This is a genomic window from Paenibacillus medicaginis, from assembly GCF_042138635.1.
GTDB lineage: Bacteria > Bacillota > Bacilli > Paenibacillales > Paenibacillaceae > Paenibacillus > Paenibacillus medicaginis.
The window spans coordinates 230454-244500 of sequence record NZ_JBHIRY010000002.1; the positions used below are offsets into that span (position 1 = coordinate 230454).

Here is a 14047-nt window from a genome sequence, read left to right on the forward strand (position 1 = left end):
CTTTCGCTTGCATTTCTGTCTGGAAATACCGAAGCTACAGTTGCAGCAGCTATAGCATTTGTCCAAGCAGCACAGCAATTTGTTAATTTCGTAACAAGACCGCCGCAGCCCCTGGTTGGAGGAATCGGACAGCAATAGATTAGAGCACTCGCCGCTGGCTTAAAAAAGCAGGGCATCGATGACGCTCATACAGCTTTATTTAGGACACGAAAGCAGTAAGTCGTTGGAAGTCTATTCAACACTGGCAGTCACCGATGCTCAGCAGGAGTACAACGTAGTTATCAATAAATTCCCCATTTAATCACATCTACTTTGCGGGTGGTATCACTTCGCTGGTACTACTCCTATACTGGATTGGGGCAAGCTTTATTTATCGCCGGATTTCTTATCGAATTCCGGCTTTTTTCTTTTTCTATTTAAATTTAACATGTTTCCGTGAGAAGTCCCCTTCCTCTGAGCCTATGCTTCCGAAGCGAGTTTTGTTCGAAGCTTATTCAGGAAGCAGCGCGCACAAAACTTTGAGTAGGGGATGAATCTCGGTTAGGCGAAGCCTAAATGCACTTGTCTATTGTATAAAGCTCGTGCTTTCCTAGTCGAATGTTTGTGTGGTATGATGGGAATATATGTTCTCGTTAAGATGGTGACCCCTCGTGCAAATCACGTATCAATTCGCCTCTACCCGCCCCCCAAGGTTGGTGTGTAGATGAAATTGGGCCCAAATAATCATTCAGCGTTCGCTCTAAACTACCATCTCATCCTTTGTATCAAATCTCCCAGTCTGTACAGGCCGTTTGTCATAAATATTTGTTTGCCCGTGAGAGCGCAAGGCAAGCGAAAAAGCAAGGTCTGAAGACCAAATACCCCTACAAAAAAGAAGGTTTTCAACACGAAATGGGTAGACCAATCGTTCAAAATCGAGGGCAACACGATCCAGTTAAGCTTAGGCATCCAGAACGGAAAGCGCCAGCAACCGATTCAGATCGTCGTGGCTGACTTGCCTGATGTCGAGATCAAAGAAATCGAACTGGTGTATGACCGAAAACTCATGGTTTCTCTTTGCTATGAGGATGGGAAAGTGGCCAAAGTCAACGAGGGCAGCGAGGTTGCAGGTGTGGATTTGGGAGAAATCCACTCGATCGCGGCAACGACTACCACAAACCAGTCGATTATCATCACGGGAAGAAAAGCCAGAAGCATTCCTCGGCTTCGCAACAAGAAGCTGACCGAAATTCAGAAACGGATGAGCAAATGCCAGAAAGGCAGCCGGCAATGGAAAAAGTACAAGAAAGCCAAAACCTACATCCTCAGCAAAAGCGAACGCCAACTCCAGGATGTGATTCATAAAACAACCAAGCAATTTGTGCAGTGGTGTACGGAACATGACGTCAAGGAAGTCGTGATTGGCAAGGTGGAAGGCGTGCAACGCCATACGAAAAAGAAGAAAAGAAAAACCGTTACGCAAAAGTTATCCAATTGGAGCTTCGGCAAGATCCGGAAACAACTCGAATACAAGCTTGAAGCCCATGGAACAAGCGTGAAACAGGTGGATGAAAGCTACTGAACCACCCCGTTAGATTTCCGCTGCTGGCAGCGAAAGCCAATAGCCAACCTATTTGTTTGACAGATCCAGACACAGGAATTGAACCGTTTCCTCCTTGCCATACAGCAGAACGGTGGCGGGTTGAAAATCGGTGGCACGCATTGTAAATAGCTCCTTCAGCTTGATCGTTGCCCCTTTTTTCGGCGGTCGGCCGCGTCCGGGTCTTCGGGAGGCAGGGTGCTCGTAGGCACGGCATCCGGCGTTCTTCCTTGGCTTGTTTCATCCACATTCGTTATACGGGAGCTAGGAGCAAATGACGAGACGGCCAATAAAGGTGAAGGTTCTCTTGATACTCCAAACGGAGGAAGAAGTGGCAAGAACCACTGAGCGGCAAGACATCAAGGTAAAAAAAGGATATAATCGATAGGGTAAAAGCAACGGACAGTGGAATGGTAAAGGATTGAAACGGAAAGAGGAGGCATGGAATTTGATGCTCGTGCTTGCATGTACGTTTTTGTTCACAATAGTGATCCATACGGCGGACAGCTTGTCTTACGCGCTGCGGCTGGGAGGCCTGCGAGCGCGCCGCATCGGACTGGCATTGACAGTAGCAGGGATGCTGCTGCTTGTATCGCGCACCTCGAATATGATTCAGGGACCGATGCTGGGCAGCATAGCAGATCAGGCGAGGCGGTAGCACAGGACCCGCTGGAATGGAAGCTTCATGCCATCCTGGGGGCCGCTACAGCGGGGACGCTGCTTGCGATTCTGCTGTTTCCAGCTGTGGTGCGGATTTCGGCAAGGCTCGTTGTGCATCTGGAAGCTGCCGGATCGGTCGGCGGCATGATCAGACGACTCGTGCAGCAGGCGCGGTGGAGACATATTGGGTATTATGTCAAGCGGCCTAACCGCACCATGCTGCACACCCTGTTTCGCGGTTCCTTTCCGAAGCGGCTTGTCCTGTTAAACCTGTTCGTCACTGCGGTGTATACAGTAGGCGTTCTGGCGGCTGTGTACGCCTCGTATTTGTGGCCGGAGCATGCGACCTCCATGTCGATGTCTTCCGGGCTGATCAACGGCGGCGCCACCATTCTGCTGACGCTGCTGATTGATCCGCGGCTGGCGCTCCTGTCGGAGCGTGCAGTGAGAGGGGATCTGCGACTGGAAGGTATGAGCCGCATTTACGGCTGGATGCTGCTGTCCCGGCTGGGAGGCACACTGCTGGCCCAACTGTTGCTGGTGCCGTTCGCGTACTGGATCGGTTGGATTATCGGATAATTTTTTGGATTTAACAGAGCGAGTACGCTGGTCGGAATTCCACCAACACTCGTTCTTTTCTTCAAGAGCATTGTCTGTTCTGGGTGGTTTTGCGGACTGGGGAGGCGTTATTTATGAAAGGAAGCTGCTTTTTATCAAGGTTTCGGACCCTACGGACTTTATTCGGCAAAATATGAGGAGAACAGGCGGGAAAATGTGCAGATAACGGCATCTCTGTCCGGAAGAAGCGAAAAAAACTGGATTTTACAGGAATAGGAGCTTTCCTGTCCGGAGCGCCTGCACATGGCATGCGCAGGCAAGATGGAGAAAGGTCGAGAACCAGGGAAACTTGTTCCCATTCTCGACCTTTTTTGAAATATTATAGAATTTATAAGTTTTCAGCGGAGCTGAACAATCCTATCATCGCAAGAAGAACTTCCGCTAAACGCGGTCGGTCTTCTGTGAATGTACGTCGATAGAAGATGCTTTATTACCGAGACACTTGTTCCTCCTGACCGTCCTCAAACAGGTAGGCATACTCGCTGTACCCGTTCTTCTCCATATCCTCCTTTGGCACAAAGCGTAGAGCGGCGGAATTGATGCAGTAGCGCAGCCCGTCAGGTCCCGGCCCGTCGTCAAACACGTGCCCCAGATGCGAATCGGCCTCACGGCTGCGCACCTCGGTGCGGATCATGAGATGGCTCAGGTCGGTCTTCTCCTTAATGCTGTAGCTGCGAAGCGGGCGGGTGAAGCTGGGCCAGCCGCAGCCTGCATCGTACTTGTCGCGCGAGCTGAACAGCGGTTCACCGGAGACGATGTCAACGTAAATGCCATCCTCATTATGATCCCAGAACTCGTTCTGGAACGGCCGCTCGGTCGCATTATTTTGCGTTACCTCGTACTGGAGGGGTGTGAGCCGCGATATCAGGTCGGATTTATCGAAATTGCCGGACCAGTGGCGTTCGATGAAATCTTCGCGTCCGGAGCCTTTGCGGTACCGTTTATAATGGCCGGGGTTTTTCTTGTGATAATCTTGATGATATTCCTCGGCCTCGTAGAAAACGGAAGCCGGCAGGATCGGGGTGACGACCGGCTTGTCGAAGCGTCCGCTCTTGTCCAACGCTTCTTTGGAGGCTTCGGCTTTCACGCGCTGCTCCTCGCTATGGTAAAAGATGGCGGTTTTATAGGATTCGCCACGGTCATGGAACTGCCCGCCCGCATCAGTCGGGTCGATTTGCTGCCAAAACAGCTCCAGCAGCTTCTCATACGGGAAGAGCTGCGGATCAAACGTAATTTGCACAGCCTCCACGTGACCAGTGGTGTCCGAGCAGACTTCTTCATAAGTAGGATTTTCTTTATGTCCACCTGTGTAGCCGGAACGTACCTTCTTGATGCCAGGAAGCTCCTCAAAGGGGGAAACCATGCACCAGAAGCATCCTCCTGCAAAGGTAGCGAGCTCGGTCTGCTGCGGATTTTTGATGCTGTCCATATCATCACTCCATTCAATTAGGATGTCTTTATTTTCGTAAGGTTTCAATCGCTTGCAATTAAATTATAATCTACTTTGTTGCGGAGGCCAACTGGGGAGGCCAAAAGCTCATAACGTTCAGTTCGTTAACGGCCAGTACTGGCCTTGAGCCGGCTTAGCCATAAAACAGCCCCCGCAAGCGCCGTATACACGGTGAACAGCAGCACGCCAGCCAGCGGCCTGTCTGTCAGCAGGCTGCCGGCATAAGCATATATGAAAATGCCGGGCAGTTTGCCGATGCCTGTTGCAAGCATAAAAGTCGGGAACGGGAAGCCTGCTACGCCTGCATAGACATTAACGGCCGCCTGCGGAATGACAGGCAGCAGGCGGGCGGCCAGCACGGCGGCGAATGGACGGCGCTCCATCGCCACCGTAAAAGAATGCAGGGCAGGGACGCGTTCCAGATAAGCTCTGCCCTGCTCACGGAAAAGAGAAGCAGCCCAGTAAACGGCTGCCGCTGCGAGCGTCGTGCCTGCCCAGCATATGGCGGCAGCCTGCCATGCCCCTATGAGGTAGGCCGCGGTTGTAATGACCAGTTTGTACGGGACAAAGGGAATGAGCGCGAATCCGAATGCCAGACCTAAAAGCACGGGAAGGGAGTCGTGCTGCCGCGTCCATTCCAGCAAATCATATCTGTACATAAACGCGAAGCCGAACAGCGAAACATAGGCTGCAATGATAATCCATTTTTTCATCGAGTAACCTTTCAGGCAGGACTACAGCGTACCGGAACCCCCGTTCATAAAGGGAAGTCCCATTCTGAACATTTTTATGTTCACTTCTTTGAAAATGTATGCTATACTTGCCATTAATAAGAATAGTTCCCAAAGGGGAGTAGCTCTAAGCGGTAAAGTCGTCATTACGGGATCGTTTCCCCGGCTTTATTGGCAACGCCTGCGTTGTAGCGAGACCTTTGCCTGATTTCTTTTTCAATTCGGGTAAAGGTCTTTTTTGGTGCCTAAATCAGGAAAGCGCCGTTCCGGATTGAAAAGGAATGGGCGCTTTTTGTGCATGAATGCGGGCAACTATGTCAATTATACCAAAATAAATAGAGAAAGTGGGGAAACATGATGGACTTTTTTGGAGTGGAGTTTTGGATGGCGCTGCTGTCAATCGTTGTTATCGATCTCGTGCTTGCGGGGGACAATGCCATTGTCATCGGACTGGCAGCACGGAATGTACAGAAAGAGGACCAGAAGAAGGTCATTTTTTGGGGGACTGTCGGAGCCGTCGTCATCCGTGTAATTGCAACTCTGCTGGTTACGTATTTGCTCATGATCCCGGGGCTTCGTTTAATTGGGGGGCTGCTGCTTGTCTGGATCGCTTATAAGCTGCTGGTGGAGGATAAAAAGCATGAAATCTCGGCAGGCAACCAGTTGTGGGCTGCGATTCGTACTATTATCATTGCAGATGCCATGATGGGACTGGACAACGTGCTTGCGGTGGCAGGCGCCGCTCATGGCGACATGCTCCTTGTTATCCTCGGTCTGGCCATTTCCATTCCAATTATGGTATGGGGAAGCACGATCATTCTGAAGCTGACGGACCGTTTTCCGATGGTCATTGCGATTGGAGCCGCGGTACTCGCCTATACTGCAGCCAAAATGATTGTGGCTGAGCCAATGATTCACGCTTGGTTCCTTAATCCTGTATTGAAATACGGCTTTGAACTGATCGTTGTGGCGGCGGTAGTGCTGCTGGGCTGGCAGGTGAAAAAGAAGAAGGAAAAGCAGGCCGCTGCCCATCCGCAGCAAGTCAAAATGTACGAATAAATCAGGTCTATTTCCAAAAAATGAAGCATGCACAGCCTTAAGACGGTTCCGATCTGGAGCCGTCTTTTTGCGGAAAAGTTGCCCGGCAAAACACGCATCTTCCGGAGGAATTGCCCTCAGACCCTGCAGGCGGTACACTGTAATGTAGAAAGCCGAGGCGCTAAAGGAGAAATGGAAAGCAGGGATGAGCGAGATGGAGAAAATTAAAATAGCGATCGCCGGACTGGGTGATATTGCCCGCAAGGTGTATCTGCCTTTGCTGTCGGCCTATGATGGCGTGGAAGTCGTGGGCATACAGAGCCGGTCTCCTGAGCCAGTGCGGCAGATGCTGCAAAAATACCGGTTCCGGCAAGGAACGACGGATTTGAAGGAGCTATTGAACTGGGAGCCGGACGCCGTATTTATTCACAGCGCGACGGAAGCCCACTACGATATGGTCATGGAGTGCATTGAACAAGGAAAGGCCGTATATGTGGACAAACCGCTCTCTTATCATTTGCGGGAGGCAACGGAAATGGCCGCTTTTGCAGAAGCGCAGGGAGTTCTGCTGGCCGTGGGTTTTAACCGCCGTTTTGCCCCGCAATATGTTCAGGCCAAGTCGTGGCTTGAGGAAGCCGGCGGCTTCACTCACTGCTCTGTGGTAAAGCACCGTACGGGGCTGCAGCAGCGGCCGGCACGGGAAACGGTGTATGATGACTTGATTCATATGCTGGATCTCATGCTTTGGCTGGGCAGGGATAGCTATGAACTGCTGCAGACAAGCGTGGATCAGGACAGTGAAGGGCGCATGACCCGTGCGTTCGGCACGCTGAAGCTGGGAAAAGCTTCGGGAACGTTCAGTATGGAGAGACAGGCTGGCGTTGATTTTGAAAGAGTGGAACTGCACGGCAGTGGCCGGTCGGCAGAGGTGACGCAGATGGAGCAGTCCGTGCTGTACGAGAAAGGACGACAGCCGCAGGCAGTCGGCTTTGGCAGCTGGGATACGATTGTGCAGCGGCGCGGTTTTGCGGGCGCGGTTGACCATTTTCTGCACAACATCACTACACCGGAGCAATGCAGCATCAGCGCCGGACAGGTTATGGAATCGCATGAGTTGGCCGAACGGTTGCTTGGATAAATTGGGAAAATTAGGTAAATATACAGATCAGCAGGGAGAGAAGCAGATGAGCGATAAGAACCGTCCACAATCGGTGGAGGACATGGTGGTCGAAAGTTATAGACAGGAAGAGGATATGATGATCCTTGTATTTGCCCAGTGGTGTGTCAATGAAGGATTGGACCCGCAAGAGCTGTACAGGCAGGCATATCCGGAGCAGGAGCAGAACGAGCGGCTGCTGCGGGTGCTGGAGTTGACGGTACCAAAGGAAGAAGCGGGGCCGATCCCGGATGATACGGTGCTTGGTGTGCTGTCCATGTTCGGAAATGATGATCTTGCGATAGCCGTCTCGGAACGAATCCAGGAAAGGTCCAAGAAAAGATAGGGCCAGCCGATAAAATAAAGCGTATGAGGTTACTGCACCGAATGGGACAGGCCGTCATACGCTTTGTTATAACGACATATGAATACTATCAGAGATGCTCTCTGTGAATGCTGCGGAACTCTTTGGGCGACATCCTGAACCGGGAGCGGAATACGCGGTGAAAATACGTATAGTTGGCGAACCCGGAGGATTCGGCCGCCTGCTCCAGCGACATGGGACTGAAAATGATGCGCTCCCGCGCCATGTTGAGCCGGACGTCGAGCGTATACTGCATGATGCTCGTTCCGAACGTTTCCTTGAAAAGGTGAACGGCGCGTGATACGCTGATGCCGATATGGGCGGCGACATCCTCAAGCTTGAAGGCGGATGAGGCGTTCTCTTCAATATAGTTCTTGATCCGGTAAGCGAGATAGCTTTGGTGGGACGATGCCGGGTGCTCGGCCAGCAGCCTGTCAATTTCCAGGCAAAGTATTTTCATATAATATTCCGAAATTTCAGGGTACGGGTTGGAGATGCGGCGCTGCTCCATCACGATCTGGCGGAATAATCCGAGCAGCGACTCTGTAAGCTGCACTTTGATTTTGGTCGGCCGCTTGTGACGGCCCCACCATTCATCCACCCACGCTCCCGCAAAAAAAATATGGTAATCGCCGCTTTCGATTGTTTGTTCGCCCATAGGATTGAGCTCGGAGTCGATTTTCAATGCGTAAGGCTCGGTCGGATTACATAGCAGCAGATCCCCAGGCTCGATTTTTACCATTTCGCCGCCGATGCGGGCCTGGCATCTTCCGTCCGTCTGCAGGCGGAACAGATAATTTTTGATTCCTTCCGGCTGATTTTGATAAAAGGGCTTGCGGTGAAAAGAGAACCCTGCGGCCAAAACCTGGCACGGTTCAATGACGGACATAGCTACGTCTCCTTAAGAATAAAAATGTTCTACAATCATATCAACGTCTGAACCAGTATAAAAGTTTTTTAAATATTGACCAGATTGTTCATGTTTTAATCATATTATTCATTTTAATTGAAGCGGATTAGGAATACTATAACAACTAGATTGAACCTGTTTCTAATCGCAGCTTAAGGAGTGAGTGTATCGTGGAGAAAGTTAAGGCAGGTATTATCGGCTGCGGTAATATCAGTGCCGTGTATCTGGCGAACCTCAAGAACAGCCCTTTGATCGAAGTCGTAGCGGTAGCTGACTTGCTGGCAGATCGCGCAGAGGAAAGGGCGAATCAATTTGGCATTGGAAGCGTATACACAGTAGATGAACTCATTCACAGCGAGGAAATCGAATTGGTGTTCAACCTGACGGTTCCCGGCAGTCATGCATTGACCGATCTGGCGGTTCTGGAGGCCGGCAAGCATGTATACAGTGAAAAGCCGCTTGCGGTATCGCTGGAGGATGGGAAGAAGGTCGTCGGTCTGGCAAGTGAGAAAGGGCTCAGAGTGGGCTGTGCACCCGATACCTTCCTGGGAGCCGGCATTCAGACGGCAAGATATGCGATCAAGGAAGGCCTGATCGGCCAACCGATTGCCGCGACTGCCTTCTTCATGGGCAGCGGTCCGGAATGGTGGCATCATGATCCGGAGTTTTTCTATGCATCCGGCGGCGGTCCGATGTTCGATATGGGGCCTTATTATTTGACCGCACTCGTTAATTTGCTGGGCCCGATCCGGCGCATCAGCGCATCGGCCGGCATCCAGATTCCGGACCGCAAGATTCATAGCGGACCGAAGAGCGGGACATCGCTGCAGGTGCAGACGCCAACGCATCTGTCCGGCACGCTGGATTTTGTGAATGGAGCTATCGCAACCATGATTACGAGTTTCGACATCCGGGGAGCTTCAGATCTCCCGCGGATTGAAATATATGGTACCGAGGGGACGCTTAGCGTTCCTGACCCTAATGAATTCAATGGCGAGGTCAGATTGCGGAAATTTGGCGAGGAAGAGTGGCAGACCGTTGAACCCCTGTTCGAATGCTCAAGTAATGAGCGGGGGCTGGGAGCGGGCGAGATGATCACGGCCATGCGGGCAGGCCGGCCCCATCGCGCCAGCGCGGAACTGGGTTACCATGTACTCGAAGCTATGCACGCGTTCCAGCGTTCATCTATGGAGGGCAAGCATATCGTTCTGGAGAGCGCTTACGAGCCCGATGAAGAGCTGTACTACGGAACAGAAGTAATGCCTGAGGAACAATCATAACGATGCGGGAGGATGCAGACAATGGCAAAAGTAGGCTTGCAGCTGTACACAGTAAGGGATCAGCTTGAACAGGATTTTGAAGGAACGATCCGTCAGGTAGCCGCGCTCGGCTACCAGGGAGTGGAGTTTCATGACTTTTTCGGCCGCAGCGCGGAGGAAGTCAAGGCTCTGCTTGATGAATTGGGGCTTGAGGTCATTGGGACACATGTCGGTTATCAAAGGCTGGTGGATCATCTGGATGAGGAAATTGCTTATCACAAGGCCATCGGCAACAAATATTTGGTCGTCCCTTACCTGACTGAAGAGCAAAGGCAGTGGGAGGATGTTTTCGACAACCTTGCCAAAATCGGGACTGCTGTCAAAGAAGCGGGCCTCGTACTCTGCTACCATAACCATGATTTCGAACTGACGGAGAAGCTGGACGACAAGCCTGTTTTCGACGCCATGTTTGAGAGTGTGCCGGCTGATCTTCTTCAAGTGGAGATGGACACCTGCTGGGTACATTACGGAGGATATGATCCCGTTGAATATATAGAAAGCTACACCGGACGTTTGCCGCTTGTTCATCTGAAGGATATGAGCAGAGACGGAGACGGCAAAGCCGTTACCGTAGAGTTGGGCAAGGGTGAGGTCAATCTGTCCGCCATCGCGGATGCGGCGGTCGGAGCAGACGTAGAATGGATTGTTGTGGAGCAGGATTTCTGCGCCAATCCTCCAATTCAAAGCATCGAAACAAGCATACAATGGATTAAGGAATACGCTAATCAGGGAGGGCAATTAAATGTCTAATACAGTAAAAATCGCAATTGTCGGATGCGGAGGCATCGCAAACGGCAAACATATGCCAAGCTTGTCTAAACAAGCAAACGCGGAAATGATCGCATTCTGTGACATTATTAAAGAGCGGGCCGAGGAGGCCGCCGCCCAATACGGCGCCGAAGGCGCCAAGGTGTATGACGATTATAATGAAATGCTGAAGGATGGCGGTTTTGACGTAGTCCATGTCTGCACGCCGAATGATTCCCATTCCGAAATTACAGTCGCAGCGCTTGAAGCAGGCAATCATGTCATGTGTGAAAAGCCGATGGCCAAAACGACCGCACAGGCCCGCGAAATGCTGGAGGCGGCCAAGCGGACGGGCAAAAAGCTGTCCATTGCCTATCAAAACCGGTACCGTGACGACAGCCTGTATTTGAAGGAAATGGTTGAAAACGGCGATTTGGGTGAAATCTACTACGGCAAAGCCATCGCTCTCCGCCGCCGTGCGGTGCCTACCTGGGGCGTATTTCTGGATGAAGAGAAGCAGGGCGGCGGACCGCTGATTGATATCGGCACCCATGCGCTTGATCTGACGCTGTGGCTGATGGACAATTACAAACCGAAGAGCGTTATGGGCTCCACGTTCCACAAGCTCGGGCAGCGTCAAAACGCGGCTAACGCTTTTGGTCCGTGGGATCCGGAGCAGTTCAAGGTTGAGGATTCCGCCTTTGGTTTCATTACAATGGAGAATGGAGCAACTATCGTGCTGGAATCCAGCTGGGCGCTCAACGTATCCGAGTTTGGCGAAGCCAAGTCGCTGCTCTGTGGTACAGAAGGCGGAGCGGATATGAAGGATGGGCTGCGCATTAACGGCGAGAAGAACAGCAGACTGTACGAAACCATGATCGATCTTGGAGCAGGAGGAGTGGCGTTCTACTCCGGTGAAAAGGAGACGGATGCCGACCGTGAGGCCCGCTTGTGGCTGGAAGCCGTGCAAAACGATACTGAACCGCTGGTGAAACCGGAGCAGGCGCTTGTCGTTACGGAAATTCTCGAGGCCATTTACGAGTCGGCCCGGACAGGAAAAGCCGTGTACTTTGAGTAATGCAGGCCTGTTTGTTACAAATGAAGCAGCATATACCGGAATATGTACAAGGAGGAGTAAGGCATGAAGCTCGGAGTATTTATGGTATTGTTCGGTGACAGATCGCTTGAGGAGGCGCTTGATTTTGTGGTCTCCAGAGGAGTAAAGGCCGTCGAGATCGGCACGGGCGGCAATCCGGGCAACAAGCACTGCAGCCCTGCTGAGCTGCTGGAAAATGAAACGGCGCTCCAAAACTTCAAGCAGGCAGTGGAATCCCGCGGACTGATCATCAGCGCATTGAGCTGCCACGGCAACCCGCTGCATCCGCAGAAGAAACCGGCACAGGCGGACCACGAGGATTTTATCAATTCCGTACTGCTGGCGGAGAAGCTGGGGGTGCCTGTTGTCAACACCTTCTCCGGCTGTCCGGGAGACCATGAGGATGCCAAGTATCCCAACTGGCCGGTGGCTCCATGGCCGAATGATTATCAGGAAATTCTGAAATGGCAGTGGGAGAACAAGGTTATCCCTTATTGGACGGAAACAGGCAAATTTGCGGCCGACCACAACGTGAAAATTGGCCTTGAGCTGCACGGCGGCTTCTCGGTGCATACGCCGGCAACTCTGCTGCGTCTGCGTGAGGCTGCAGGTGAAGTGATCGGTGCCAACCTGGATCCGAGCCATATGTGGTGGCAGGGAATCGATCCGGTGCAGGCGGTGCACATTTTGGGCCGTGAAAACGCCATTCACCATTTCCATGCCAAGGATACGACGATTGATCCGATTAATGTAAATAAATACGGTTTGACAGATATGCAGGACTATACGAAAATGCTCGACCGTGCCTGGCAGTTCCGGACCGTAGGATACGGTCATGATATGAAGACTTGGGCTGATATTTTAAGCGCACTGCGGCTGGTCGGTTATGATTATGTAGTAAGTATTGAGCATGAAGACGGTTTAATGTCGATTGAAGAGGGCTTTACAAAAGCTGTCCAAAATCTCCAGCCCATCATCATGGATGAGCCTTTGGGAGATATGTGGTGGGTTTGAGTAAGTAAGCGAGTGGGTTTAAACAATTAGGGGGAACAAGCTTATGATCAACGTCACCATCTGGAACGAATATGTGCATGAAAAAATTCACGATGAAGTTAAAGCGGTATATCCGGACGGACTGCACAAGGCGATTGCCGACGGGCTGGCTGGTGAGAGCTTTGCCATCCGGACGGCCACGCTTGACGAACCTGAGCACGGGCTGACTGACGAGGTGCTGAATACGACGGATGTGCTGATCTGGTGGGGGCATATGGCCCATGACCGTGTCAGTGATGAAATTACAGCCAAGGTCGTTCAGCGTGTCCAGCAAGGCATGGGATTCATCGTCCTGCATTCGGGGCATTTCTCCAAACCGTTCAAGGCATTGATGGGAACCAGCTGCGACCTGAAATGGAGGGAAGCGGGAGAGCAGGAAATCATCTGGTGTGTGAATCCGTCCCATCCGATTGCAGAAGGAATTGATTCCAAAATCGTGCTGGACCAGGAAGAAATGTACGGTGAATTTTTCGATATTCCAACTCCGGATGAGCTGGTGTTTGTAAGCAACTTCGAGGGCGGAGAGGTATTTCGCAGCGGCTGTACATTCCGCCGGGGAAGCGGCAAGATCTTCTACTTCCGTCCCGGCCATGAAACGTATCCAACGTACTACAAGCCGGAAGTTCTGAAAGTGATCTCCAACGCAGTAAAATGGGCATATCCGGCGCACAACGCACAGCCCGTGTTTGGGAAGTCCGAGCCGGTGCGTCCTTTCAAAGAAATTCTGGTCTAAACAACGGAACATATTATGGCGGAGCCCCAGGGGCCCCGCCTGTTTTTTTCTATGCAGATTTGTGAGTAACGGCGAAAATGCTCGCAACTCCTTTTAATTGCACATAAAATATGCTAACATGATATATACTAACAAAATGAAAGTATATGATACGGACTTGCAAAGAGGTGAAAATAATGGAGGATCAACAGCAAGGAATGTGTCCGAGGTTTGAAACGGCATTTTCTTTTTTGGGAAAACGGTGGAACGGGCTTATCATCCAGTCCTTAATGAGCGGACCGAAAAGGTTCAAGGATATCTCCAATCGGATTCCGTCCATGAGCGACAAGATGCTGTCGGAACGGATGAAGGATTTAGAGAGCGAGGGCATCCTGATACGGCATGTTTATCCGGAAACTCCGGTACGTATTGAGTATGAGCTGACACCCAAAGGTTGCGCACTTCGCCCGGTTATGGAGCAAATCCAATTCTGGGCAGAAGAATGGGTAGAATAATCTGAATGAAATAGCGCAACAGAACGGAGAGCCTGCTGAGGCTCTTTTTTGTTTTTATTTGTGATTTTAATCACAAATAAAATTTAATCCTTTCGTTAT

15 protein-coding genes are annotated in these 14047 nt (G+C 51.4%); 12 read left to right on the top strand and 3 right to left on the bottom strand.

Annotation, left to right across the window (positions count from 1 at the left end; translation table 11 throughout):
- Window positions 1-928 precede the first annotated feature (928 nt).
- The 3 genes from ACE5LO_RS03610 to ACE5LO_RS03620 all read left to right on the top strand — a co-directional run bounded on the left by ACE5LO_RS03610 (window position 929) and on the right by ACE5LO_RS03620 (window position 2818).
- Window positions 929-1561: an RNA-guided endonuclease TnpB family protein gene (locus tag ACE5LO_RS03610; RefSeq protein WP_375518785.1), complete on the top strand. Its 633-nt coding sequence runs from the start codon at window positions 929-931 to the stop codon at window positions 1559-1561.
- Between the two features lie 469 nt (window positions 1562-2030).
- Window positions 2031-2237: a lipid II flippase family protein gene (locus ACE5LO_RS03615; protein WP_375518786.1), complete on the top strand. Its 207-nt coding sequence runs from the start codon at window positions 2031-2033 to the stop codon at window positions 2235-2237.
- Between the two features lie 59 nt (window positions 2238-2296).
- Entirely contained in the window at window positions 2297-2818 is a 522-nt protein-coding gene (locus ACE5LO_RS03620; protein ID WP_375518787.1) for a lipid II flippase family protein, read from the top strand.
- 469 nt (window positions 2819-3287) lie between these two features.
- Here ACE5LO_RS03620 and msrA read toward each other — a convergent pair whose 3' ends face one another.
- Window positions 3288-4286 (bottom strand): peptide-methionine (S)-S-oxide reductase MsrA, encoded by a 999-nt coding sequence (msrA, locus tag ACE5LO_RS03625; RefSeq protein WP_375518695.1) that lies wholly within the window; start codon window positions 4284-4286, stop codon window positions 3288-3290.
- A 125-nt stretch (window positions 4287-4411) separates the two neighbouring features.
- Entirely contained in the window at window positions 4412-5020 is a 609-nt protein-coding gene (locus ACE5LO_RS03630) for a TVP38/TMEM64 family protein (RefSeq protein ID WP_375518696.1), read from the bottom strand.
- 375 nt (window positions 5021-5395) lie between these two features.
- Between ACE5LO_RS03630 and ACE5LO_RS03635 the strand changes: the two genes are divergently transcribed.
- From ACE5LO_RS03635 to yxiS, 3 genes are all read left to right on the top strand, one after another.
- Entirely contained in the window at window positions 5396-6097 is a 702-nt protein-coding gene (locus ACE5LO_RS03635) for a TerC family protein (RefSeq protein WP_375518788.1), read from the top strand.
- Window positions 6098-6281: 184 nt separating this feature from the next.
- Window positions 6282-7214: a Gfo/Idh/MocA family protein gene (locus ACE5LO_RS03640; protein WP_375518697.1), complete on the top strand. Its 933-nt coding sequence runs from the start codon at window positions 6282-6284 to the stop codon at window positions 7212-7214.
- A 46-nt stretch (window positions 7215-7260) separates the two neighbouring features.
- Complete coding sequence (gene yxiS, locus ACE5LO_RS03645) at window positions 7261-7578, top strand: protein YxiS (RefSeq protein WP_375518698.1); 318 nt, start codon at window positions 7261-7263, stop codon at window positions 7576-7578.
- A gap of 88 nt (window positions 7579-7666) precedes the next feature.
- Here the strand turns inward: yxiS and ACE5LO_RS03650 are convergent, their stop codons facing one another.
- Entirely contained in the window at window positions 7667-8485 is an 819-nt protein-coding gene (locus tag ACE5LO_RS03650) for a helix-turn-helix domain-containing protein (RefSeq protein WP_375518699.1), read from the bottom strand.
- A 191-nt stretch (window positions 8486-8676) separates the two neighbouring features.
- On the opposite strand from ACE5LO_RS03650, the gene ACE5LO_RS03655 reads away from it, so the two are divergent.
- From ACE5LO_RS03655 to ACE5LO_RS03680, 6 genes are all read left to right on the top strand, one after another.
- Entirely contained in the window at window positions 8677-9786 is a 1110-nt protein-coding gene (locus ACE5LO_RS03655; RefSeq protein ID WP_375518700.1) for a Gfo/Idh/MocA family protein, read from the top strand.
- A gap of 21 nt (window positions 9787-9807) precedes the next feature.
- A complete protein-coding gene (locus ACE5LO_RS03660) occupies window positions 9808-10575 on the top strand; it encodes a sugar phosphate isomerase/epimerase family protein (RefSeq protein WP_375518701.1) in 768 nt (255 codons plus the stop codon).
- Entirely contained in the window at window positions 10568-11650 is a 1083-nt protein-coding gene (locus ACE5LO_RS03665; RefSeq protein ID WP_375518702.1) for a Gfo/Idh/MocA family protein, read from the top strand. The genes ACE5LO_RS03660 and ACE5LO_RS03665 overlap by 8 nt, the downstream gene beginning before the upstream one ends.
- 63 nt (window positions 11651-11713) lie before the next feature.
- Window positions 11714-12682: a sugar phosphate isomerase/epimerase family protein gene (locus ACE5LO_RS03670; protein ID WP_375518703.1), complete on the top strand. Its 969-nt coding sequence runs from the start codon at window positions 11714-11716 to the stop codon at window positions 12680-12682.
- 43 nt (window positions 12683-12725) lie between these two features.
- Window positions 12726-13454, top strand: a complete 729-nt coding sequence (locus ACE5LO_RS03675) for a ThuA domain-containing protein (RefSeq protein ID WP_375518704.1) — start codon at window positions 12726-12728, stop codon at window positions 13452-13454.
- Between the two features lie 176 nt (window positions 13455-13630).
- On the top strand, window positions 13631-13948 hold the full coding sequence (locus ACE5LO_RS03680) for a winged helix-turn-helix transcriptional regulator (protein ID WP_375518705.1): 318 nt from the start codon (window positions 13631-13633) through the stop codon (window positions 13946-13948).
- The last annotated feature ends 99 nt before the right edge of the window (window positions 13949-14047 follow it).

What these genes read in the sequence shown, in the direction of transcription:
- ACE5LO_RS03615 (WP_375518786.1), top strand. Translation starts at nt 2,031, where the DNA reads ATGCTCGTGCTTGCATGTACGTTTTTGTTCACAATAGTGATCCATACG.
- msrA (WP_375518695.1), bottom strand. Translation starts at nt 4,286, where the DNA reads ATGGACAGCATCAAAAATCCGCAGCAGACCGAGCTCGCTACCTTTGCA.
- ACE5LO_RS03630 (WP_375518696.1), bottom strand. Translation starts at nt 5,020, where the DNA reads ATGAAAAAATGGATTATCATTGCAGCCTATGTTTCGCTGTTCGGCTTC.
- ACE5LO_RS03635 (WP_375518788.1), top strand. Translation starts at nt 5,396, where the DNA reads ATGGACTTTTTTGGAGTGGAGTTTTGGATGGCGCTGCTGTCAATCGTT.
- ACE5LO_RS03640 (WP_375518697.1), top strand. Translation starts at nt 6,282, where the DNA reads ATGAGCGAGATGGAGAAAATTAAAATAGCGATCGCCGGACTGGGTGAT.
- yxiS (WP_375518698.1), top strand. Translation starts at nt 7,261, where the DNA reads ATGAGCGATAAGAACCGTCCACAATCGGTGGAGGACATGGTGGTCGAA.
- ACE5LO_RS03650 (WP_375518699.1), bottom strand. Translation starts at nt 8,485, where the DNA reads ATGTCCGTCATTGAACCGTGCCAGGTTTTGGCCGCAGGGTTCTCTTTT.
- ACE5LO_RS03660 (WP_375518701.1), top strand. Translation starts at nt 9,808, where the DNA reads ATGGCAAAAGTAGGCTTGCAGCTGTACACAGTAAGGGATCAGCTTGAA.
- ACE5LO_RS03665 (WP_375518702.1), top strand. Translation starts at nt 10,568, where the DNA reads ATGTCTAATACAGTAAAAATCGCAATTGTCGGATGCGGAGGCATCGCA.
- ACE5LO_RS03670 (WP_375518703.1), top strand. Translation starts at nt 11,714, where the DNA reads ATGAAGCTCGGAGTATTTATGGTATTGTTCGGTGACAGATCGCTTGAG.
- ACE5LO_RS03675 (WP_375518704.1), top strand. Translation starts at nt 12,726, where the DNA reads ATGATCAACGTCACCATCTGGAACGAATATGTGCATGAAAAAATTCAC.
- ACE5LO_RS03680 (WP_375518705.1), top strand. Translation starts at nt 13,631, where the DNA reads ATGGAGGATCAACAGCAAGGAATGTGTCCGAGGTTTGAAACGGCATTT.